The 22,489-nt window shown below is 65.4% G+C and carries 13 protein-coding genes and 3 pseudogenes; 8 read left to right on the top strand and 8 right to left on the bottom strand.

Going from position 1 to position 22,489, the window contains the following annotated elements; all coding sequences use genetic code 11:
• The 6 genes and pseudogenes from P8014_RS16365 to P8014_RS16340 form a co-directional block, all read right to left on the bottom strand.
• The coding region (locus tag P8014_RS16365) for an EAL domain-containing protein (protein ID WP_337818390.1) at positions 1–758 on the bottom strand (758 nt) is incomplete at its 3' end.
• A 100-nt stretch (positions 759–858) separates the two neighbouring features.
• Positions 859–1,908, bottom strand: a pseudogene (locus tag P8014_RS16360) (response regulator); the annotation flags it as partial.
• 74 nt (positions 1,909–1,982) lie between these two features.
• Complete coding sequence (locus P8014_RS16355) at positions 1,983–4,151, bottom strand: HDOD domain-containing protein (protein ID WP_337818389.1); 2,169 nt, start codon at positions 4,149–4,151, stop codon at positions 1,983–1,985.
• Positions 4,152–4,368: 217 nt separating this feature from the next.
• Positions 4,369–4,797 carry a universal stress protein gene (locus P8014_RS16350; protein ID WP_337818388.1) on the bottom strand — a complete coding sequence of 143 codons (429 nt, stop codon included), beginning with the start codon at positions 4,795–4,797 and terminating at the stop codon, positions 4,369–4,371.
• A 34-nt stretch (positions 4,798–4,831) separates the two neighbouring features.
• Positions 4,832–7,423, bottom strand: a complete 2,592-nt coding sequence (locus P8014_RS16345; RefSeq protein WP_337818387.1) for a TRAP transporter permease — start codon at positions 7,421–7,423, stop codon at positions 4,832–4,834.
• 165 nt (positions 7,424–7,588) lie between these two features.
• Positions 7,589–8,572 carry a TAXI family TRAP transporter solute-binding subunit gene (locus tag P8014_RS16340; RefSeq protein WP_337818386.1) on the bottom strand — a complete coding sequence of 328 codons (984 nt, stop codon included), beginning with the start codon at positions 8,570–8,572 and terminating at the stop codon, positions 7,589–7,591.
• Positions 8,573–9,188: 616 nt separating this feature from the next.
• Here P8014_RS16340 and P8014_RS16335 point away from each other — a divergent pair.
• From P8014_RS16335 to P8014_RS16315, 5 genes are read left to right on the top strand one after another with little or no spacing between them, the layout of a single operon-like run.
• Positions 9,189–10,751: an ABC transporter ATP-binding protein gene (locus P8014_RS16335; protein WP_337818385.1), complete on the top strand. Its 1,563-nt coding sequence runs from the start codon at positions 9,189–9,191 to the stop codon at positions 10,749–10,751.
• Positions 10,741–11,799: an ABC transporter permease gene (locus P8014_RS16330; RefSeq protein WP_337818384.1), complete on the top strand. Its 1,059-nt coding sequence runs from the start codon at positions 10,741–10,743 to the stop codon at positions 11,797–11,799. Before P8014_RS16335 ends, P8014_RS16330 begins: the two co-directional genes overlap by 11 nt.
• Complete coding sequence (locus P8014_RS16325; RefSeq protein WP_337818383.1) at positions 11,796–12,722, top strand: ABC transporter permease; 927 nt, start codon at positions 11,796–11,798, stop codon at positions 12,720–12,722. The genes P8014_RS16330 and P8014_RS16325 overlap by 4 nt, the downstream gene beginning before the upstream one ends.
• Before the next feature lie 43 nt (positions 12,723–12,765).
• Positions 12,766–13,878, top strand: coding sequence for a BMP family ABC transporter substrate-binding protein (locus P8014_RS16320; RefSeq protein ID WP_337818382.1), 1,113 nt, complete (start codon positions 12,766–12,768; stop codon positions 13,876–13,878).
• Positions 13,879–13,907: 29 nt separating this feature from the next.
• Positions 13,908–14,909 (top strand): adenosine deaminase, encoded by a 1,002-nt coding sequence (locus tag P8014_RS16315; protein ID WP_337818391.1) that lies wholly within the window; start codon positions 13,908–13,910, stop codon positions 14,907–14,909.
• A 125-nt stretch (positions 14,910–15,034) separates the two neighbouring features.
• On the opposite strand, the gene P8014_RS16310 is transcribed toward P8014_RS16315, so the two are convergent.
• Positions 15,035–16,441, bottom strand: a complete 1,407-nt coding sequence (locus tag P8014_RS16310; RefSeq protein ID WP_337818381.1) for a MinD/ParA family protein — start codon at positions 16,439–16,441, stop codon at positions 15,035–15,037.
• Between the two features lie 593 nt (positions 16,442–17,034).
• Here P8014_RS16310 and P8014_RS16305 point away from each other — a divergent pair.
• Positions 17,035–17,250: pseudogene (locus tag P8014_RS16305) on the top strand (transposase); the annotation flags it as partial.
• A gap of 138 nt (positions 17,251–17,388) precedes the next feature.
• On the opposite strand, the pseudogene P8014_RS16300 reads toward P8014_RS16305, so the two are convergent.
• Positions 17,389–17,657, bottom strand: a pseudogene (locus P8014_RS16300) (transposase); the annotation flags it as partial.
• 239 nt (positions 17,658–17,896) lie between these two features.
• On the opposite strand from P8014_RS16300, the gene P8014_RS16295 reads away from it, so the two are divergent.
• On the top strand, positions 17,897–18,970 hold the full coding sequence (locus tag P8014_RS16295; protein WP_337818380.1) for a hypothetical protein: 1,074 nt from the start codon (positions 17,897–17,899) through the stop codon (positions 18,968–18,970).
• Positions 18,963–22,466: a T6SS effector BTH_I2691 family protein gene (locus P8014_RS16290; RefSeq protein ID WP_337818379.1), complete on the top strand. Its 3,504-nt coding sequence runs from the start codon at positions 18,963–18,965 to the stop codon at positions 22,464–22,466. Before P8014_RS16295 ends, P8014_RS16290 begins: the two co-directional genes overlap by 8 nt.
• The last annotated feature ends 23 nt before the right edge of the window (positions 22,467–22,489 follow it).

Below are 22,489 nucleotides of genomic sequence, written 5' to 3'. Positions count from 1 at the left end.
TCGGAGGCCGTGGCCGGCCGGCTCAGCAGATATCCCTGCATGCCGTGGCAGCCGTGCTGCGAGAGCCAGGCGCGCTGCATTTCCGTCTCTACGCCTTCGGCAACGACTGTCAGGTCGAGGCTGTGCGCCATGGCGATGATGGCGTCGATGACCGAACGGCCGGTTTGATCCGGGGCGATGTCGTGGACGAATGAGCGGTCGATCTTCAGGGTATGGATGGGCAACTGGTGTAGGTAGCTCAACGATGAGTAGCCTGTGCCGAAGTCGTCGATCGCAATGCTGACGCCGTGTCGGGCCAGGGCGGTGAGGCCCTGGGTGGCGACATTGACGTCTTGGACGATCAGGTTCTCCGTGATCTCCAGTTCCAGGCACTCGCCGGGCAGTTCATGGCGGGTCAGTGCGTGTATCACGTCGTCCACCATGGAAGCGCGTTTGAGGTCCAGCGCCGAAAGGTTGATTGCCATGCGAGGCGGCGCGATGCCTGCGGCGAGCCAGACCTTCATCTGATGAAGGGCCGCGTCCAGAACCCATTCGGTCAGGTGGTGTATGAGACCTGCTTCTTCGGCGAGATGTATGAAATCGTCGGGATATAACAGGCCGCGTTCCGGATGCTGCCAGCGCAGCAGCGCCTCCATACCGTTGATCCGATTGCCGTCGGCATCGAACTGCGGCTGATAGTGAAGCAATAACTCGTCGTTGTTCAAGGCGGCGCGCAGCCCCACCTCGAGGTCGAAGTGTTGCGAGAACTGCGCGTCCATGGTCTGCGAATAGAACGCCAGTCCGCCGCGGGTGTCGTTCTTCACGCTGTACATGGCGATGTCCGCGTTTTTGATCAGTTCCTCGTCGGTCCTCGCGCAGGCAGGTCTCGATGCGCTGGCCGACGGTGCGCAGCAGGCGGTCGCCTATGACATGGCCCAGCGAATCGTTAACGATCTTGAATCGGTCGAGGTCGATGAACATCACCGCGATCATGTTGCCCAGGCGCCTGGCTTGGGCGATGACCATGCTCAGCCGGTCCTTGAACAGCGTTCGGTTGGGCAGTCCGGTCAGCAGATCGTGGTAGGCCTGATAGCGGATCACGGCCTCGGCCTGCTTGCGGTCGGAAATGTCCCGTGCCACGCCGTAGGTGCCGAGGTGATGGCGCTTATCGCCCGCGTCGCGATTTGAATACAGCCCGGTAGCGCTGAGTTCCACACTCATGGCGCTGGTCGAGAAGCTCTTGGGGCTCTCGGCCTGGTTCTTGGGGCGCAGGCGCAGTTCGAGATTCTGTGTCGCACGCCTGCCGGTGCGGCGTTCGTTGAACGCGAATTCGGCCAGTTCCAGGTCCTCTTCATGGACCAGCTGCGTGTAGTGCTGACCGATCAGTTCCTCGCGGGTGTAGCCGAGCAGCTCTTCGACGCGTTGGTTGACGAAGGTAAAATGGCCCAGGCCGTCCAGGATGTAGATGATGTCGGGAGAGGTGTTGACCAGGAAGCGGTGCAGTTTCTCGGAATTGCCTAGTTTTTCCTGAAACAGTGCCGCATCGGCCTTCAGGCGCCGGCGCTCCAGCGTGATGCCGATACGCCGCAGGAGCTGCTCGGGCGTGTACGGTTTGAGCAGGAAGTCGTGGACACGGTGCCGCAGCGCATCCACTGCAGTCTCGAATGACGCTTCGCCGCTGATCACGATGATGTCCGTATGCAGCTCGTTGTACGCCACATAGTCCATGATCTGGTGGCCGTCGACCTCGGGCATCCTGATATCGATCAGGGCGATGTCGTAGGTTCCCGTCGCCAGCGCCTCGATTGCTTCGCGGCCGCCGCTGGCGGTATCGATCCGATAGCCGCTGAGCGAAAGCAGCTCGCGCACACTGGCGAGCAAGCGGGGGTCGTCGTCCACGGCCAGGATTCTGGCAGGTGAGGCGTCCATGCCCGGCTCGGAGCTTTTTTCTGCTCCGTTCGAGGTGCCGTCGGGGATGGGCACGACGTTATGCGGGGGCGATGTCATGAGGATGGTTCATCCGGCAGTCGTCTGGGTATGATTATCTGAAAGTGCGTGCCCTGGCTGGAGCTACTGCGACAGGTGATTCCGCCGTCGAGTTCATCCACCAACCGCTTGGTGATGGACAGACCGAGGCCTGAGTGCCCCTTGCCCTTGGTGCTGGTGACGGGGTCGAAAAGTGATTCAAGCACATGGGGCGGGAGTCCGGGGCCGTTGTCGGCCACGACGATGGCGACGAAGGGTTTTTTGCCGATGTAGACACCGTCTTCGGTCTGGATGCTGATGGTCTGTCCGTCGCCGAGCGCCTCGGCGGCGTTCTTGACCAGATTCACGAGTATCTGCTTGATGCTGTTGCGCGGTGCGGCAATGGTCGGAAGGGCATTGTCGAGAGTCAGCTCGATTTTCAGCCCGGCCGGCGCAAACAGGGTCGGGTGCAGCAGATTGGCGACATCGCGTATCAGGGTGTTCAGGTCGGCGCGGTCATCCTGCCCGGATTCCTCGGCGACTTCGGTCAGGCTGCGCAGGATTGCGCCGACGCGGGTGACTTCCTCGCCGATGATGCGCAGGTCCTTGGACACGTCGGTGTTGCCTTCCTCGATGCGCCGGCCGAGTATGGCCAGATAGTTGTTGATGATGCTGAGTGGGTTCTTGGCTTCATGCGCCACGCTGCGGGCCTGTAGTCGGTATTCCGACTCCTGTGCCTCGAGCATGGATTCATGCTGCTCCAAGCGCAGGCGCACGCCGGCAATGGAAGCGGCCAGTTCCTGCACGAACAAGGCGAGCAGGGGACGGCGATCCTCCAGGCGCGCTTCGTCGTCGGGGTTCACGCCGATGACGATGGCACCCACGAAATCCGTGCCGGACTTGAGGGCCATGGACAGCAGGCCCTGGCGGTCCAATAGCGCGGCGATTTCGCGATCGAGGACGCTGGGCTTGAAACTGTCCGGATGCTCGCGATTCCAGGGATAGTGACAACGCGGCCTGGCGTCCGCCAACACGTTGCCGATCAACGAATGTGGCGCCGGCAGCTGTAGTTCGAGTTCGGCCCAGATGGGGGCGGTGACGGTGGCGGCATATCCGGTCGCCCGGCTGCCCTCGTGATCGAGCAGGAAATAGCCCAGTTCGTGGATGCCGAAGATCAGGGTGGAGGCCAGGTGAGCAGAGGTCAGCAACGTTTCCAGGTCGTCGCTCGCCGACCACTGGCGGCGTACCGCCGAGATGACGTTGAGTTCGCCGAGACGCCTGGTCAGGTGCTGCTCGCTATCGCTTAGGGCGATGGTGGATTCGGCGGGGGCTTCGGGGTCGATGCCGAGGTCCGCGCAGGTCTCCCGCGTGTGTTCCGAGGCAGTGTGGTAGACGTCTTCCAGCAGGCTGGGTATCAGCCCGAGCATGCGGTCAGCGGCGACCATGCCGGTGGTGCTGGGGCCGTCGGTATCACCGAGTAGGCCGTTCGCAGCGGCGACTACCCGCACGAGATGGTGCGCGCCGGCGAGTTCGTCCGCATCGGCGTGGTGGAAACGCACGGCATCGGCGAGCGGTCCGCTGCGTCCGGCCTGGCGCAGCATATAGGTGCCGAGTTCGGCATGATCGTGGCCGAATACGGAACGTTCGTGTCGCAGCAGGGCTTCAGGATCGCTGCTCTGGTTCAGGACGGCGTCATAGCTCTGCGGGTCGAGCGCGAGCAGGGCGATCTGGCCGATGTTGCTGATGAGTCCGCCGAGGTAGGCTTCGTGCGGTGCCGAATAACCGCTGAGTCGTGCCAGCCGCTCGGCCAGGGTCGCGGTGAGCAGGGCATCGTGCCAGAAACGGCGCAGGCGCGGGGAGTGCGAACCCAGTGAGCGGTCCATGTGCTGGTAGACCGCGGCGGTCAGTGCCAGTGTGCGCATGGTGTCCAGCCCGAGCAGCATCAATCCCTGCTCGAGGCTCATTCGTCGGTCGCTGCTGTGCCGGCGGGCATAGACCGGGCTGCTGCCGAGTGCGACCACCCTGCTCGCCAATGCGGCATCCTGGCGGATAAGGGCGGCGATGTCGCTCATGCCGCTGTCGATGTTCTCGCAGGCATCAAGTAGCCGGAAAAGCACCTGCGGCAGGGATGGCAGGCGCGTGACATCGACGGCCTTGCCCAAAGATGCCGACACGCTGTTCATGTACTCCGCTCCGCCGTCGCTCACGGCCGATTACTGCATTGATTATGGATTTTGCACGGAAGCATCGTGGTCATGCCGCGGCTCCGAGACTGAATTCTTGATCCGGATTATCAGTGGCCTGTGCCTTGATCACATCCTGGTGTGGATGCCCTGATGGGGCGAATATTTGGCTGCCGGATCAATGAGCTACTATATGCACAATTAGTTGATCATTCCAGTCATGTTTATGTTGCTGTCGGCCTTATTCGCGAACCACCAGCACCGAGCATTTCGCATGGCGCACGACCTTGGAGGCGTTGGGGCCGATCAGGTAGTCCTGCAGGCCGGGCCGGTGCGAGGCGAGTACGATGAGGTCGGCCTTGACGGATTCGGCGGCGTCCAGGATCTCCGAGTAGATCGGGCCGTGGCCGATGATGTCATGCACGGCGACATCCTTCGGCACATGCGTGGTGACGAATTCGCGCAGGCGCCGCTGCATGTCCTCGATCATCTTGTGTTCGTAGTCCTTGGGGAAGTACTGGCCGACCACGCTGAAGCCGAAGTCGGGCACGACGGTCATGACGTGCAGCCGCGCCTCGTGGTTGCGCACCAGTTCGAGGGCGGTCGGCAGCGCCTTGCTCCAGGAGCTTTCCTCGCCGAGATCGACCGCCAACAGGATTTCCTTGAACATTTCGGGTTCTCCGCTCAGGGGCGGGCGGCGGCCTTCAGGCCGCCACCGCAGTCAGTTTGGCGCGCTTGCGGCGCTGGTTCTGGTACCAGGCGAGCAGGCCGAGCAACAGCAACGCGGGAATGAACATCAGCTGTTTGGGCAGCCGGTCGGTCTTGACCTGCACGCTCTTGATCTCCCAGCCGTAGCCGATGCCGTATTTCTGCGCGGTGCTGCCGAAGCCGACGTTGTTCACGATGAGCTTGCCGCCCTGCTGGCCGACGAACAGGCCGGCATGCGCCAGGCGCTTGGCGGCGTCGCCTTTCGGCCCCATCGGCAGGACGACGATCTTGTCCACGTGGTCGCCCTCGATGGTGTCGCCGACCACGCGCAGGCGCAGCGAGCCGCCGGCGGCGACCTTGTCCACGGCCTGCATCACGTGCGTGCCCGGTTCCAGCTTGTAGGCGGGCTGGATCATGTCCATCCAGAAGCCGGGGCGGAACAGGGTGAACGCGATCAGCAGCAGGGCGAGCACCTCGTACCAGCGGCAGCGGGTGACGAAATAGCCCTGGGTTGCCGAGGCGAAGGCCATCATGGCGAACAGGGCACTGACGAACACCAGCGCGAAGTGCCAGAAGCTGTGTACGCCGATCAGCAGCAGTTCGTTGTTGAAGATGAACATGAACGGCAGGATGGCGGTGCGGATGTCGTAGGTGAAGCCCTGCACACCGGTGCGGATCGGGTCCGAGCGCGCGATGGCCGCCGCGGCGTATGCCGCCAGGCCGACGGGTGGCGTGTCGTCGGCGAGGATGCCGAAGTAGAACACGAACATGTGCACCGCGATCAGCGGCACCACCAGCCCGCTTTGCGCGCCGAGGCCGACGATCACCGGCGCCATCAGGGTGGAGACGACGATGTAGTTCGCGGTGGTCGGCAGGCCCATGCCCAGCAACAGGCTGATCATGGCGGTGAAGATGAGCACCAGCATCAGGTTGCCGCCGGAGATGTAGCCGACGAACTCGGTCATCACCAGGCCGATGCCGGTCAGCGTGACGGTGCCGACCACGATGCCCGCGGCGGCGGTGGCCACGCCGATGCCGATCATGTTGCGGGCGCCGTTGATCAGGCCGTCCCACACGTCGAGCACGCCGCGCTTGCCCATCGCGCCGATGTCGCCGCTCTTGCGGAAGAAGGCCTTGAGCGGGCGGTGGGTGACGGCAACGACCATCAGGAACAGCGTGGCCCAGAAGGCCGACAGATCGGGCGAGAGGCGCTCCACGGCCAGGCACCACACCAGCACCACCACGGGCAGCAGGTAATACAGTCCTGACTTGATGGTCGGGCCGGGTTCGGGCAGCACGTCGAACTGCGGGTTCTCGTCCAGGTCCGGCAGGCGCGAGGCGTAGGCGACCAGCGCCAGGTAGGCCACGATCAGCACGCCGCCGAGCACGTAGGTCGCGCCGTTGCCGAACACGTCCTTGGTCCAGCCGATGCCGTAGTAGACCGCGGCGGTGAGCAGCACCATGCCGAAGAAGCTCATCACGAAGGAGATCAGCGAGCGGTGCCAGGGCTTGGGGTTGAGCCGCGGCAGGCCCTTGAGATCGAGTTTCAGCGCCTCGAGGTGGACGATGTAGAACAGCGCCATGTAGGCGATCAGCGCCGGCAGCGCGGCGGCCTTGATCACCTGGGTATAGGGAATGCCGACGTACTCGACCATGAGGAACGCGGCCGCGCCCATCACCGGTGGAGTGATCTGGCCATTGACTGATGAGGCGCATTCGATGGCGCCCGCCTTGTGTGGCGGAAATCCCACGCGCTTCATCAGCGGGATGGTGAAGGTGCCGGTGGTGACCACGTTGGCGATGGACGAGCCGGAGATCATGCCGGTCGAGGCCGAGGACACCACCGCCGCCTTGGCGGGGCCACCACGCATGTGGCCGAGCAGCGAGAACGCCACGCGGATGAAATAGTTGCCCGCGCCGGCTTTCTCGAGCAGCGAGCCGAACAGCACGAACAGGAACACCATCGAGGTCGACACGCCCAGCGCGACGCCGAACACGCCTTCGGTGCCCAGCCAGTACTGCGAGATGCCGCGGTCGAGCGAGACGGCCTTGTGCGCGATGACGTCGGGCATGTACGGGCCGAGGAAAGCGTAGCCGATGAACACGGTGGCGACCACCATCAGCGGCGGGCCGAGCGCGCGGCGGGTGGCCTCCAGCAGCAGTACGAGACCGGTCACGCCGACCACGACATCCATGGTCGTCGGCATGCCCGGGCGCTGCGCAAGTTGGTCGTAGAACAGATACAGATAAGCCGCGCAGAAGGCGCCGACCAGCGCGAACGCCCAGTCGAGCAGCGGGATACGGTCGCGCGCGGAATGCTTGAACGCGGGGTAGGCGGTAAAGGCCAGGAAAACGGCGAAGGCGAGGTGGATGGACCGCGCTTCGGTGTAGTTGAAAACGGCGAAGTTGAAGATGTAGGGCAGCGGGGAGGCAAACCATAGCTGAAACAGCGACCAGGTCAGCGCTACGCCGATCAGTATCTTCGCCGCCAGCGGGCCGGGTTTGCGGGCGCCCGTGTCGGCCTCCGCGATCAGGTCTTCCAACTCTTCCCGGGATGGGGCCTGCTCAGTCGTTTTCGCGTCGCTCATACGGGGGTCTCTCTCAGCCATGCGCGACCGTCGCCCGCGGTATGGTCGCCCGAGTCGCAGGCTGGGTAGGAAATCATGGACACGGCGTCTGGGGCTCGCATCCATCAGGCATCGGTCGGTTGCGGATTGCAGAGGGCGGGGATGCCCCGCCCTCTGCATCGGGTCCTACTTGAGCAGACCCTGTTCCTCATAGTACTTCTTGGCGCCGGCCGCCAGCGGAGCCGAAAGAGCGGCCTTGACCATCTCGGATTTCTTGAGATGCGCGAAGGCGGGGTGCAGTTTCTTGAACTGGTCGAAGTTGCTGAACACGGCCTTGACCAGCTCGTAGGTCACTTTCTCGGGCACCTTGGAGGTAGTCGCCACGGTGGCGCGCACGCCGAAGGTGGTCACCGGGTTCGGGTTGCCTCGGTACATGCCGCCCGGAATGGTCGCCCAGGAGTAGTAGGGCTCGCTGTCGACGATCTTCTTGATGATCGGACCGTTCACCGGGACGAGCTTGGCATCGCAGGTGGTGGTCGCTTCGGAGATCGAACCGTTGGGGTGGCCGACGGTGAAGACGATGGCGTCGACCTTGTTGTCGCACAGGGCCTTGGCCTGTTCGTTGGAGGCGAGCTGCGAGGTCAGCTTGAAGTCGCTCCTGGTCCAGCCGTAGGCCTTCATCAGCATGTCCATGGTGGCACGCTGACCGGAGCCCGGGTTGCCGATGTTGACGCGCTTGCCCTTCAGGTCGGCGAAGGTCTTGATGCCGGAGCCGGCACGCGCGACCACGGTGAAGGGTTCAGGGTGAACCGAGAACACCGCGCGCAGGGTCTTGATGGCCTTGCCCTTGAACGGGCCCTCGCCGTGGTAGGCCTTGTACTGCACGTCGGACTGCATCACGCCGAAATCGATCTCACCCTTGTTCAGGGCATTGGCGTTGTACACGGAGCCGCCGGTGGATTCCACCGAGCAGCGGATGTGGGTCTTGGCCCGATCCTTGTTCATCAGGCGACAGATCGCACCGCCCAGCGGATAGTAGACGCCGGTGACGCCGCCGGTGCCGATGGTGATGAAGTCCTCGCCGGCAGCGCGCGCCTGGGAGACGGGAACCAAAGCGATGCCCGCGGCCAGGGTGGCGGCGAGGGTTGCACCCGAAAGCTTCTTGTTCATGCGAAAACCCCTATTTTGCATGTTCATAGTAGTTGTAGTGTGGAGATCGACCGTTGCCCATCTTCGGTGCAAGGGCAGCCTGACGACGGAGCCACCGTCGTATCTCTACGTTTAGGCGGCTGTCGCCACCTGGCAGCGGCTTTTTTTGCCGCTGCGAAACCCCGTCGAAACGGGAGGGATTGCTCTCCATCCGCGGCAACTTTAGCCTAAAAAGGTGCGTCTTGCCCTATCCGGAGCTGCTAGGCCACATTCGGGATGCGGCACGGCGAAGAACGGGCGACTCCGGATGCAAGTCGGAGGCCAGCCGGGGTTGCTGTCCGGAAGTGCTACATATTCCTGTTTCGTTTGAGCAGTCGGCACCGGCTCGGCTGCCTTGTTTTGGGGCGTGTCGGTGGCGCCGCGCACTGTTGTGGCGCGTACGATTCGTTTCCGCCCGCCAAGCTGCGTACAATGCGCGCCTTGGAGCGTGGCTCGTTTCCGTGCGGTTGTGCGCAGGCGCTGCGCACGGAGTGCATGGACTGGCACCGAATGTGTATAAGGCCAACGATCCCCGTCCGGCCGGCGGACGGGTCGGACGACGGATTACGACAAGGGATTGATGCGGGCGATGAGCTCGATGAATGACAATGCTGCGCCGCAGGAAGGGCATGCGCGCCTGGAACTGGCCGGCATCACCAAACGGTTTCCCGGCGTGGTCGCCAACGACGATGTATCGCTGAGTGTGCGCCCCGGCGAGATCCATGCCCTGCTCGGCGAAAACGGGGCCGGCAAAAGTACCCTGATGAAGATGATCTACGGCCTGCTTGAACCGGACGCTGGCAGCCTGTTGTGGGACGGACGCGAGTTGCGCATCGAGGGCCCCATGCATGCGCGTGCGCTGGGCATGGGCATGGTGCAGCAGCACTTCGCTTTGCTCGAGAGTCTGACCGTGGCCGAAAATCTCGCGCTGACGCTCAATCGGCACGGCCGCTGGGATCCCGAGCGCATCGTGCGACGGGTGGAGGAGGCCGAGCGCGAATACGGCCTGCGCGTACACGCGCGCCGGCCGGTACATCGACTCTCGGTCGGTGAACGCCAGCGGGTGGAAATTCTGCGCTGCCTGTTGCAGGAGGAGCCGCTCAAGCTGTTGATTCTCGACGAGCCGACCGCGGTGCTGACGCCGCAGGAGATCGAGAGCCTGTTCGCGATCCTGCGCAGACTGGCCGCCGAAGGGCTGAGCATTCTCTTCGTCAGCCACAAACTGGATGAGGTGCGTGCGCTGTGCCATCGCGTCACGGTGCTGCGCGGCGGCTGCGTGGTGGCTCGCAGCGACACCGCCCAGGTCTCGGTGGAGGAACTGGCCGCCCTGATGGTTGGCGACGCGCCGCCGCCGCTGCGCGAACGCAGCCGGCCGACGATCGAGCCGCAGGTGCGCATGGCCGTCTCCGGGCTCAATCTGCCGACGCATGATCCGCACGGCACCGAGCTGGTGGAGGTCGGTTTCGAGCTGCGCCAGGGCGAAATCCTCGGTCTGGCCGGCGTATCCGGCAACGGTCAACAGGAACTGATGGCGGCGCTGGTCGGCGAGCGCGCGGTAGCGCCGCAAGCGGTGGTGCTGGACGGCCGCTCGGTGGGGCACCTGAGTGTGCGTGCGCGGCGCCGCATGGGACTGCGCTACGTGCCCGAGGAACGTCTGGGCAAGGGGGCGGTGCCGGAGCTTTCGTTGGTCGACAACGCGCTGCTCACACGCTGGCCGCAGGCCCTGCGCTGGGGCTGGCTACGCCTTGCTCAGGCGCGCGCCATGGCCGAGGTGCTGTGCTCGAAACACCAGGTGCGCCAGGCCGGCGTGAATCAGCCGGCAGCTTCGCTGTCCGGCGGAAATCTGCAGAAGTTCATCATGGGCCGGGAACTGGACCAGAATCCCGAAATCTTCATCGTTGCGCAGCCGACCTGGGGGGTCGATGTGGCCGCGGCGCGGCGCATCCAGGACGGACTGTTGGCCTTGCGCGAACGTGGTTCGGCGCTGTTGGTGATCTCCGACGATCTCGACGAACTGTTGCTGCTGTCCGACCGCATCGTGGTCATGAGCGGCGGGCGGGTCTCGCCGGTACGACCGGTGGAGGAGACGGGCCGCGCCGAGCTGGGGCAGTGGATGGGCGGCAGTCAGGATGGTTGGGAGGCGTTCGGCGATGCGGCTTAGACTTTTGCGTCGCGCCCAGCCTTCTCTCGTTATGCGGATCCTCGCGCCGGTGCTGGCGGCACTGACCGCCGCGCTGATCGCCTTCGCGTTGCTGGCGCTGTCTGGCAAGGCGCCGCTGGCCGGCTTCTACGCGTTGTTTCTGGCCCCTTTGAGCAGTGCCGAAGGTTGGGCGGACGTGTTGGTCAAGAGCGCGCCGCTGGCGCTGATCGGCGCCGGTCTGGTGGTGGCCTTTCGTTCGCGAGTCTGGAATATCGGGGCACAGGGTCAGTACATCGCCGGTGCAGTGCTGGGCAGTGCGATCATCGTGCACGATCCTCAGGTGGCCGGCGTCTGGGTGATACCGACGATGCTCGTGCTCGGCATCATCGGCGGTGCCGCTTACGCTGCCATCCCGGCATTTCTCAATACGCGTTTCAATGCCAACGTGATCCTGACCAGTCTGATGCTGGACTACGTCGCCCTGTCCGGCCTGCACTACCTGACCTTCGGGCCGTGGCGCGATCCGTCCAACTTCGGTTTTCCCGGCTCCGTCAGCTTTCCCAGTGCCGGCTCGCTGCCGGTGATCTGGCCGGGTACGCAGTTCGACATCGGTGCATTGGTGGCTTTCGCCGCGGCGCCGCTGATCTGGCTGCTGCTGCGCGGCACGCTGTTCGGCTTTCAGGTCCGCGTGTCGGCCAGCGATGCCGCCTCGACCTATGCCGGTTTCAGCCGCCCGCGCGTGGTCTGGACGGCGCTGCTGCTCAGCGGCGCGATGGCTGGGCTGGCGGGGTTGATGCAGGTCGCCGGGCCGATCGATCAGTTGCAGACCAACATCGCGTCGGAGATGGGCTTTGCAGCGATCATCGTCGCCTATCTCGGTCAGCTCAATCCGCTCGGCGTATTGCCCTCGGCGCTGCTGGTCGGCCTGTTCTACGTCGGCGCCAACAACGCGCAGATCACGCTCGGCCTGTCGTCCTCACTGGGCCAGCTGCTGCAGGGAGTGCTGCTGTTCACGCTGCTCGCCAGCAACGTGCTGGTTCACTACCGTCTGACGCGGGTGCGTGCATGACCACCGCTGTGTGGGTTTCGCTGCTGGCGGGCGTGGTGGTCGCGGCCACGCCGTTGCTGCTGGCTGCTGCGGGCGAACTGGTCTGCGAACGCGCCGGCCTGCTCAACCTGGGGGTGGAGGGCATGATGGCGGTCGGGGCGGTGTGCGGCTTTATCGCGGCATTCCACTCCGGCAATCCGTACGTGGGGCTGCTGGCCGGCGTGGGCGCGGGTGCGCTGTGCGGCCTGCTGTTCGCCTGGCTGACGGTACAGCTGGTGGCCGATCAAGTGGCGACCGGCCTGGCGCTGACCATTCTCGGCCACGGGCTGAGCGGGTTCATCGGTCACGGCTATGCGGGCGAGTCGATCAAAGGGCTGGCGGCCATCCCGCTGCCGGGGCTGTCGCAGATCCCGGTTCTCGGGCCGATCCTGTTCGATCACTCCCTGCCGGTCTATCTCGCGCTGCTGCTGGTGTTCGGCGTGCACTGGTTCCTGACCCGCAGCCGCGCGGGGCTCACGCTGCGCAGCGTCGGCGAGGATCCCAAGGTGTCCTACAGCCTGGGCCTGCGCGTCTACGCCGTGCGCTATGCCGCCGCGGTGTTCGGTGGGGCCATGGCGGGTTTTGCCGGCGCCTTCCTGTCCACCACCTACACCCCGATGTGGGCCGAAGGCATGGTCGCCGGGCAGGGCTGGATCGCCGTCGGTCTGGTGGTGTTCGCCACCTGGCGCCCGCTGCGCCTGTTGTTCGGGGCCTGGCTGTTTGCCGGCGTCGGCATCGGCCAGTTGTTCTCCCAGGCGGCGGGCCTGGCGCTGAATACCTACCTGCTTTCCGCGCTGCCGTATCTGGCGGTGCTGGTCGCGCTGGTGCTGATTTCGCGCGATCCTTTGCGTATCCGTTTAAATACCCCCGCATCACTGGGCCGGCCGTTCCGGGCAGAGACGTAAGGGGTTTTGCTGCTATGCCTCTCAGTCGAAGGAGAACAATCACATGAGTTCACGTCGCGATTTCCTGAAGACCGCCGCCGGTCTGACCGCCGCCGGCGCCATCGGCGGCCTGCCGCTGACCAGTCTGGCCGCCGACGGCTACTACAAGATTCCGCTGAAGAAGCCGCTCAAGATCGGCTTCGTGTACATCGATCCGGTCGGCAACATCGGCTGGTCCTACCAGCATGAGCTGGCGCGCAAGTACATGGATAAGAAGCTCGCCGGCCTGGTCGAGTCCACCTATGTCGAGAACGTGCCGGACGCGCGCGCCGAGGCCGTGTTCCGCAAGCTCGCCAGCACCGGCCATCAGCTTATCTTCACCACTTCGTTCAGCTACATGAACCCCACGCTGAAGGTGGCCAAGGAATTCCCCAACGTCATCTTCGAGCAGGCCACCGGTTTCAAGACCGCCCCCAACATGGGCAACTACAACGGTCGCTTCTACGAGGCGCAGTACCTCACCGGCCTGGTCGCCGGCGCGATGACGAAGAGCAACAAGATCGGATTCATCCTGCCGTTCCCGATCCCCGAGGTGTACCGCGTGGTCGATGCGTTCGCCATCGGCCTGCGCGAGACCAATCCCGAGGCCGCGGTGAGCACCGTGTGGGTCAACACCTGGTACGACCCGAGCAAGGAGCGCGAAGCCGCGCAGACCCTGGTCGCCTCGGGCGTGGACGTGATCGCCACGCACACCGATTCGCCGGCGCCGATGCAGGTCGCCGAAGCGCACGGCATCTACGCCATCGGCCAGGATTCCAACCAGCTCAAGTACGGCCCCAAGGCGCAGCTGACCGGCGTCATCGACAACTGGGGACCGTACTACGTGGAAACCGCCAAGCGCGTGCTGGACGGCCGCTGGAAGCCCGAATCGTTCTGGGGGGGACTCAAGTCGGGGATCGTCGAGTTGGGGCCGCTCAATCCGGCGATTCCGAAGGATGTGGTCGAGCTGGTGATGAAACGCAAGGCCGATATCGAGAGCGGCAGGTTCAATATCTTCGCCGGTCCGCTGCACGATCAGAGTGGCGCGCTCAAGGTGCCGGCCGGCAAGTCTCTGAGCGACGGCGAACTGCTAGGCCTGCAGTGGTTCGTGCAGGGCGTCGAAGGCAAGGCCAGCTGAGCGGGGCGCACGTGACTTCCCAGGCAGACATGGGCGCGCTCATTGCGCGCCTGCCCAAGGTCGAGTTGCACCTGCATATCGAGGGCACGCTCGAACCCGAGCAGCTGTTCGCCTTCGCCAAGCGCAATGGGGTGGCACTCAGCCACCCCGGCGTCGAGGCGCTGCGTGCGGCCTACGATTTCCACAACCTGCAATCCTTTCTGGACCTGTACTACCAGGGCACCGCGGTGCTGCAGACCGAACTCGATTTCTACGAGCTGACCATGGCCTATCTGGAGCGCATCGCCGCCCAGAACGTGGTGCACACGGAAATCTTCTTCGATCCGCAGAGCCACACCGACCGCGGTATTCCCTTCGCTACCGTGATCGACGGCATCACGCGGGCGCTTGCCGAGGGCGAGCAGCGCCTCGGCGTCAGCTCTAAGCTGATCCTGTGCTTCCTGCGCCATCTCGACGAGGACGCCGCCTTCGCCACGCTCAAACAGGCCGAGCCGTATCTGGACCGCATCGCCGCGGTCGGTCTGGATTCGAGCGAGGTGGGGCACCCGCCGTCCAAGTTCGAACGCGTGTTCGCCGCCGCTCGCGGCCATGGCCTGCTGACCGTGGCGCACGCCGGCGAGGAAGGCCCCCCTGAGTACATCTGGGAGGCGCTGGATTTGCTCAAGGTCTCGCGCATCGACCATGGCGTGCGCTGCGTCGAGGATGCCAAGCTGGTCGCGCGGCTGGCCGAGGAGCGGATGCCGCTGACCGTCTGCCCGCTGTCCAACACGCGCCTGTGCGTGTTCCCGGACATGCGCGCGCACACGCTCAAGCAGATCCTCGATCTGGGGCTCAAGGCCACCATCAACTCCGACGATCCGGCCTATTTCGGCGGCTACATGACGGAGAACTTCACAGCCGTACAGCAGGCCTTCGGCTTCGGTCCGGAGGAGTTGCTGACTCTGAGTCTCAATTCGGTGGAGGCGTCCTTCCTCGACGCGCCGGCCAAGGCGCGCATCGCCGAGTCCATGCTGGCTGCCGCCGCGGCGTGACGTGTAGGCCGCAGCGGACCGGGCGTCCGCTGCGGCAAGGTTCGCGCAAAGCATCGGTTTGGACCGTCTTCAGACAGAGCGGTGGCCGTTGTATGCGTGCTGGCCGGATCGGCTCGGCGCTGGATTCAGCTGTTGCGCACCAGGAGCTTGGGGGCGGGCAAGTCTCGCGGGCGGGGCTCTTCGTCCGTGGTCAGCGCGGCATCGATCGCATCCCGCATGTCCTGCAGTGTCCGGCGGTCGAATTGTCCCTCGGAAATCGCGGCCGATACATGCGAGGGCGATACCGGCGGTGTGCGCCCGAACAGGCGTATGAAACTGTCCGCGACCCGTTGCGAGAGCGCCATCAAGCGCGCTTCGTCGCCGCGCAGCTCCATCATCAGCAAGGCGATCAACGCTTCGGCGTCATGCAGGCTGCGGCCCTCGCGGCGTGCATAGAGCTTTTCCAAGGTCAGCGCCATGGAGCGAAGGGTTTCGGCCGGATAGTCGCTGTTTTCCAGGTATCGATAAAGCGTACGGTCGAATGCAAACGGCAGCGCCTTGAAGCGCTGCGTGAACGCGCTTACCAGGGCATTGATCGCCTCGGCCGTTTCGGTCTGCTCCAGCTCACCGGTTTCCTGCAGTGCCTGCAGGGCGTGGGCCAGCAGTTCATGTACACGCCGTGGTTCCAGGCGCGTGAGTTCGGCGATGGACGGTACGGTGGTCCGGGATTCGGATGACGATTCGCCGACTCGAGCCGTGACCAGGCCCGAGAGACTGCGCCGCACATTGCCCGGGATCTGGCCTATGGCCGTGTGCTCGAGTCGTTTGGCGAGTTCGTAAAAGCACAGGCTGGCGGGCGCGTCATAGCGCAAGTAGATCACCGGGCGTTGTATGCGTACTGCGGCCTTGAGCGTTTCGTCGGCGAGAATATACCCGAAGGCCTTGACCTGAAGCCGCAGGTACTTGGCAACGGCCGCCTGGAAACGCTGGAAGACGCTGCGAAACTCGAGGGTGTCCGCCACCTGGTTGACGATGACCCGGGTCGGCGCACTGATGCCTTCGCGGCGCATCACGCGCAACAGGGAAAAGCTGTTGGTCAGCGATGTCGGTTCGGGGGTGATGACCATGAGGATCAGCGCCGCCGCCCTCAGGAAGAACAGCACATCGCGGCTGCTGCCCGCAGCGGTGTCGATAATGATGTAGTCGAACTTCGACTCCAGTGTGGCGATGGCCTTGCCGAGATGCTGCCGCTGCAAGTCGTTGAGATCATCGCAGTCGGCGATGCCCGATGCCGCGGGCACCACGGAAACGCCTCCCGGCGCTTCGATCAGTACATCCTCGATCGAATGCCGGCCGTCGAGCACGTGTTCGATGGTCAGCCTGGGAGCGAGTCTCAGCAGGATATTGGCGTTGGCCTGGTTGGTGTCGGCATCGAACAGGCATACGCGCAGGGATCGGCTGGACAGGGCGGCGGCCAGATTGACGCTGATGTTGGTTTTACCTACACCGCCTTTGCCACTGGTAACGGCGATGATCTCGGCCTTGCTAGCCATCTGTCCATTCCACCACGTTCGCTCGTTTGTCGCGGCTTATTGCTATCGTCCGACGTTCGCCAATATCGGAGTAGCGGGGCCGTGATTCAAATCATGCCACAGAGTAGTGCAGAGTAGTGCGGGATAGGTTGTACGTTAATTCTGACGTTTGATGGCCAGCATGATTTCGGCTCGGTCGGAGCGGTGTTGGCGCCCGAGTTCGTGCTGAAATGACCTCATTGCCCCGGCCCCTAAATAGAGCCAACTTCAGCCCGTTTGTGCCGATCCGGGGAAGGTCTCGGAGCGCCGTTCTACAATCGGCTTCGATGGCCGCAGCCTCTGACCTGCACAGGCGGCCCGATCCATTGAATACAGCCCTGAAGCAGGCTCTATTTAGAGGCCGGAGCAATAGTCGAACGAGCGCATCGTCGGCGCCGGGTGTTTCGCGCAGATGAATGCCGAGTACCCGTCGAATGGTCCCTGGCGGTTCATACTGCATCGGGTCGTGGGCGGCGAGGGTGAAGCCGTCACCGATGTCGGCGTGACCGACGGCGTGCAGAGCGCCCGGGCCCTCTCGTTTGGCGCTGCGCCCGGGCAAGCGCCGGACCTTGCCCCAGGATGCGTTGGGCCGGGCTCGCGAGCGCCTGGAGCAGGCCAAGGCGCGCGTGCGGGCCAAGGTCGAGCATCCGTTCCAGGTCATCAAGCAGCGTTTCGGGCATCGCAAGGTGCGTTACCGGGGGCTGGCCAAGAACCAGGCGCAGCTCTACACGCTGTCCGGCCTGGCCAATCTCGTGTTAGCCAGAAGACGGTTGCTGGAGACGTGTGCCTGATGATCGGATCAAAGAGCAAAACACGCCTGCGGGGGCTCGAAATCGAAGCCAATAGGCCGGCGTCAACGACGATGACGTCGTAGTTCGCGCCACCGTGGGCGGATACGCGAGGGGCCAAACGCCTCGCCGGCTGAATCAGCGATAGGCCAGGTTCAGATGCACCTCTTCGCACAGGCGGCGTTCGGAACGGATGCCGAAGCAGTAGCCGACGATCAGCATCCGATCAGCAGGGCTGGGTCGACGGAAGGACGGCCCGTATGGCTGTAGTGTGGTGCCAGATGCGGGTGCAACTGACTCAGATCGAGAAACCGGTCGATGCCGCGCAGCAGATGATCGGCCGGTACGTGATCTTCGAGCTTGAAGGCATAGAACAGCGGGGCCTGCTGCATTTCCTGACGTCCCATCATCGCGCCACTCTCCGCTCGATCGATGGAACCTCAGTGGACCCGCTCTACACCACCATTTCAAGAGAGTTTTTCAACAGAATCGGCCGCCTTCGACCTGTCGTTCTGGCAATACGCCGGGAGTGGACTTGCATATCCGCCAAAAAACCGTACATTAAAAAAGGAATATAGGCTTCCATTCATCAACCGTAGCCGGTGCGCACTCGGCGCACTGGCCGGTTTCCGACACGGGGTCCCTGCCGATGACGTCCGGTCAATCCGTCGCAGCGCATCTTTCCGCACCGGCGCGGCTCCTGCCGGCCGATCCGCTGGTATTTCGCGAGATGGTTATCGACGTCGTCCGGGCGGTGCAGGCGCAACGTCCGGACGGCTTCCTGCATCTTCTTTATTCGCCCGAACTGGCCGATCCTCTGGATCTGCGTGACGATATCCGTCGGGAAGTCGGCTTGCTGCGCCGGGAATGGGCAAGCACCTACCCGCAGCCGGATATCGACTTCGCCCGCTTCCTCACGCTCGACTGCCGCCGCGTTGCGGCCTATATGTGCGAGACCGATTCGGCACTTGACGATCCCCTGTTCGAAGCGAGTATCACGCAGGCCCACGCCGAGGCTCATCTCGGCGTTCAGGCAGAGCCCGAACTGGGCAACGACACGCCCAATTTTTCCCCCTATGCCGTATGCGGCTGGGTTGCGACCACGCAGAGCGCCGCCGAGCTTGCCCGGCGCCTGCAGCGGTGCAACCGTCTCGGACGGCTGCACCACTACCACTGGCTGCGCTGGCACAACCCCGTGTATCACGCCGCGCTGTGGCCAGTGCTCACTTCGGAACAGCGCCGCATCCTGCTCGGCGATGCCCTTTGGATCGCCCCCGGTCCGCTCGGACGGCTGCACCTTTACCAGGCCGATCCGCAGCCGGCGGATGCTGCCCCGCTGCCTCTGTCATTCTCTCTGGACAAGGCACAGCTCGAACGGCATCGCGATGCCCCGGCCGCCGTAGCCCTCGCGCGCAGCTGGCAGGCCGCCGAGGGAGACTGTCCGTTGCCGGCCGACGCCCTGAAGCGGGTCCTGCGCCACCTCGACGACGCCCGGCGTCTGAAGTTGCGCGGCGAGGATCGCCAGCTTTACGCCGGCGCCATGCTCCGAATGGCTCCGGGCGCCGAACGTGCCGCCGAATGGACCAGCCTGCTCGACCGGACCGTACGCGGCGAGAACAAACTTCGCGACGGCATCGCCGTGCTGCCCGAACGTTTCTGGTCCGGCGGCACGCTGGACGATGCCCCTTTCGACACCGCACCGAGGAACCCGCCACATGACTGAAGGCGCCGTGCTGGAAGCTCCCTCCACCGCCAGACAGGTGCTCGACATGGTCGCCGGGGTGCCGCTGCCCGATCCCGCCGCCGTCTGCCAGCCCTGCCACCGCCTGGACCTGCAGCTGCTGATCGTCACACCCTCCGTCGTCGCCGGACGCCATGCCGACGCGCTGCAAGCGGCGGGCTACCGCTGGGCCGATGCCCTCGATCCCGCGTTCGGCGCCCTCCCCCGCGAGGCCACGATTCCCGTCGCCCGGCTGCCGCAGGCCGGTTACGTCTACCTCTACTATCCAGCGCGCGGGCGCTGGGATGTCTGGCAGGTCATGCGCGATGGCCTGACCCGCAAGATCGTGCACCAGGCCGACGAACGCCAATGCGCCGGACGCCTGTCCGGCTTCGCCGGAGCCGCCCCGCCCAAGCAGTGCTCGCGCGGGGCCAAGAACCTGCTCGCGCATACCGTCTGCATCGAAGGCGCCCACACCCTAGACACCGTCTGGTTCGCCTACAGCGCCGAACTCTGGCCGTTCGGCGTACTCCAGCGCTATGCCGCCAATCCGGAGGTCGAGGCCGGCGGCACGCGCGCCAGGCTGCGCGACCTGCGCGGGCGCGAACTGCCGCTCAAGCGCCTGATGGCCGGCGCCGGCGCGCCCGGCTGTCTGCCGCTGGACCGCGACACCCTGGCGCACCACGTTGCCGACTTTGCCGATTCCGCGCCGCCGGCTTACGCCGCTGCCTTCCGCGATGCGGTGCGTCCCCTGGACACCGGCTGCATCGGCGAAGCCGAAGCCTTCGCCGCGGACGTGCGCGCCGTCGAGAAGCGCAGCGGCACGCAGGCCGATCCCGAGGTCTACGCCGGCAAATCGGCGGTTCTCATGCTGCCCGATCCCGTGGGCGTCGCCGAGCAGTACAACCAGCTTCGCCTGCTCTCCAGGGAGGCCCGTGACGCCTGGGTACAGGGCGGGCCCGATGCCGCCGGGAGCCACAGCGACCCCTTGCGCGCGTGGAAGCTGCGTTCGGCGCTGCACGAGGAAATGATCGAGAGCTGGGTCTACGCGCAGAAACTGCACGAACAGAAACAGCTTGCCGCCGCAGGCGCCTACCGCGACCACCAGATCATCTCCGGCGACGCCTACCGCCACATCCAGGCCGAGGAACGGCGCACCGGCAAACCCTACGGCCCGCCCGGCACACGCTACGAAAAGCTCGCCGGCCCCGTCGAGCGCTACCGCGTCACCTGGCCCGAGCACAGCGTGCAGAGCGGCCTCGAAGGCATCGCCCACGCCAACGCCCGCAGCCGCATCGAGCGCTACCGCGGCAAGGTGCGCCTGGAACACCTCGACGGCTTCCGCGCCGGCTTCAAGCGCACCGCCGACGACTGGGAACAGCGCATCGCCGCGTTCGACGCCGATTTCGTCGCCTGGCTGCGCCGGCCCGAACTGGCCGCTGCCGTGCGCTACGATGCGGACGAATGCCTCGACCTGACCCGGCCCAGGCCCGAAGACGGCACGCCGCTGCAGCAGGTCGAAGCCTGGACCGCGCGGCTGCGCACCGTCGGCAGATGCTGGGGCGGCGGCGCGCTCACCCCGGTTTCCGCGCGCGAACTCGCCGAGGCCTACGGCAAGGACCCCGACGCCCCGGCCAGGTGGATCGACCAGGCCCTGCTGCAGCCCTTCGGCGCGGCTCAGGCGATCGTCGGCTCCCCCGGCGGAGCCAAGGACGTCGCCGAGAAGATCAACCTCCTGCTCAACGAACTTCCGGAGAAAACCCGGGAGATCCTGCACCTGCGCCGCGAAGTGTACGGCGAGCACCTGCTCCAGCTCACCCAGGCCGGCAGCCAGGCCGCCTATCTGCGCGCCTCGCTGGTCGACCCGGCGCACGCCAGGGCGCTCGGCCTGGCCCCGATCGCGCCGAACGAGGCCGAACGCGCGTTCACCCTGCAGATCCGTACCGCCGCCATTCTCGACCTCATGGCCGACCCCGCCGGCGAGCGCTACGTTACCATCGGCATAGAACTGCCCCCCGGCCAGGCGCTGGACGCCGCGGCCCGCGCCTTCCAGCGCGGCGAGATCGCCATGAAACTGCAGACCAAGCTCGAGACCGACCGCCGCGTACGCCGCTGGAGCGCGATGAAACTGCACAAGCTCGCCGGGCGCGCCGGCCTCGACACGCCCGAGTACCAGCCCGTCATCCTCACCCGCTCGCGCCTCGCCGAACTGGAGAAGCTCGCCGCACGCCACGGCGACGACCTGGTCGAGGTGGTCGCCGCCGGCGCACTCGGCGAAAACCTCCCGGCGACGCTGCGCCTGCCGAGGAGCGTGGCGCTCAACCTCATCGGCGAGCAGGCCGAGGCCGCCCTGGCCGCGCGCCAGGCGCTGCTCTCGCGCACCGGCGCCACCGCCGGCGTGCTCGGCGTGTTTCAGGCCTACGCGCTCTGGCACGCCCTCGGCCGCCTGCGCGACACCGAGGGCTACGCGCACACCGACGTCATGATGAGCGTGCTCGACAGCGCCGCCGGACTGCTCGAAGGCGCGCTCAACGTCGCCTCCGGCTACTACGAAATCCGCGCCGCCGGCGGCCGCCTGACGCTGGCCAGCGTTTCGGTGCGCGCGGCCACGATACGCCTGGCCGGCGGTATCGCCGGCGCTGCGGCCAGCGCGTTCGCCGCCTACGCCGCCTATGCCTCTTACTGCTCGGCCAGGGAGCGGGGGAGTAAGGCGGCTATGGAGGAGTATCTGAATAGTTCATGGCTATTTCGCTTTTCTTCTGGATCAAGTTTTGTTGGTACTGCCCTTCTTTTCGCATCAAAGACCACGACCCGATTAGCCCTGTCGGAGGCCGTCGTCACCCGCATGGGCGGTATCGCGCTGGCCGAGCTGGCCGGCGAGGCGCTGACCGGCGTCGGCCTGCTGCTTGGACTCGTCGGCTTTGCCTACATGCTCTATGCCGTGAGCCTGGAGGACGATCTCAACGAGGTCTTCCTCAAGCGCAGCTACTGGGGCGAGGGCCGCGCCGCGGCGGCGCCCTACGGCAGCGAACTGCGCCCGCCCATCGCCCTGGGCCCGGACGGCGACAACCTCGACGTCAAGCCGGCGAACCGCCCGGCCGCCGACGATGCCGCGGCGTTCGAGCGCTGGGCGCGGCGCGGGCTGGAGCAGGAAGGCCAGGGTTTTCGCGCGTTGTCCGTCGGGCTGGACGCCACGCTCGAATGGGCCGACGGCGACGCGGTGGTGGCCCATCTGAAGACCCCGCGTGGCGACGCACGCCGCTTCGCCGCCTACACCCTGACCGTGGAGGACGCCGGCGGCGCCCGACTGGCGCAGCTGCGCAACGAGGCGGGCGAACTCGAGGCAGGGCCCGCCGGTGCGTCGCTCAAGGCCGAACTGGCGCTCGATCCCGCCGTCTGGGCCGCGGGCCGCTGGGCGCGGTTCGAGTACGCGCTCTACACGCGCGAGCCGCGCGACGCCACGCTGCGCGACACGCTGCGGGTGGAGAAACCCGCATGAGGGGCGCCGAGCGCCGCGCCCGG

This window comes from Acidihalobacter sp., assembly GCF_037381185.1.
In the GTDB taxonomy this organism is placed as follows: domain Bacteria; phylum Pseudomonadota; class Gammaproteobacteria; order DSM-5130; family Acidihalobacteraceae; genus Acidihalobacter_A.
This window is presented reverse-complemented; position numbering and strand designations above follow the sequence as displayed.

What these genes read in the sequence shown, in the direction of transcription:
- P8014_RS16295 (WP_337818380.1), top strand. Translation starts at nt 17,897, where the DNA reads ATGACGTCCGGTCAATCCGTCGCAGCGCATCTTTCCGCACCGGCGCGG.
- P8014_RS16345 (WP_337818387.1), bottom strand. Translation starts at nt 7,423, where the DNA reads ATGAGCGACGCGAAAACGACTGAGCAGGCCCCATCCCGGGAAGAGTTG.
- P8014_RS16335 (WP_337818385.1), top strand. Translation starts at nt 9,189, where the DNA reads ATGAATGACAATGCTGCGCCGCAGGAAGGGCATGCGCGCCTGGAACTG.
- P8014_RS16320 (WP_337818382.1), top strand. Translation starts at nt 12,766, where the DNA reads ATGAGTTCACGTCGCGATTTCCTGAAGACCGCCGCCGGTCTGACCGCC.
- P8014_RS16315 (WP_337818391.1), top strand. Translation starts at nt 13,908, where the DNA reads ATGGGCGCGCTCATTGCGCGCCTGCCCAAGGTCGAGTTGCACCTGCAT.
- P8014_RS16330 (WP_337818384.1), top strand. Translation starts at nt 10,741, where the DNA reads ATGCGGCTTAGACTTTTGCGTCGCGCCCAGCCTTCTCTCGTTATGCGG.
- P8014_RS16325 (WP_337818383.1), top strand. Translation starts at nt 11,796, where the DNA reads ATGACCACCGCTGTGTGGGTTTCGCTGCTGGCGGGCGTGGTGGTCGCG.
- P8014_RS16340 (WP_337818386.1), bottom strand. Translation starts at nt 8,572, where the DNA reads ATGAACAAGAAGCTTTCGGGTGCAACCCTCGCCGCCACCCTGGCCGCG.
- P8014_RS16290 (WP_337818379.1), top strand. Translation starts at nt 18,963, where the DNA reads ATGACTGAAGGCGCCGTGCTGGAAGCTCCCTCCACCGCCAGACAGGTG.
- P8014_RS16350 (WP_337818388.1), bottom strand. Translation starts at nt 4,797, where the DNA reads ATGTTCAAGGAAATCCTGTTGGCGGTCGATCTCGGCGAGGAAAGCTCC.
- P8014_RS16310 (WP_337818381.1), bottom strand. Translation starts at nt 16,441, where the DNA reads ATGGCTAGCAAGGCCGAGATCATCGCCGTTACCAGTGGCAAAGGCGGT.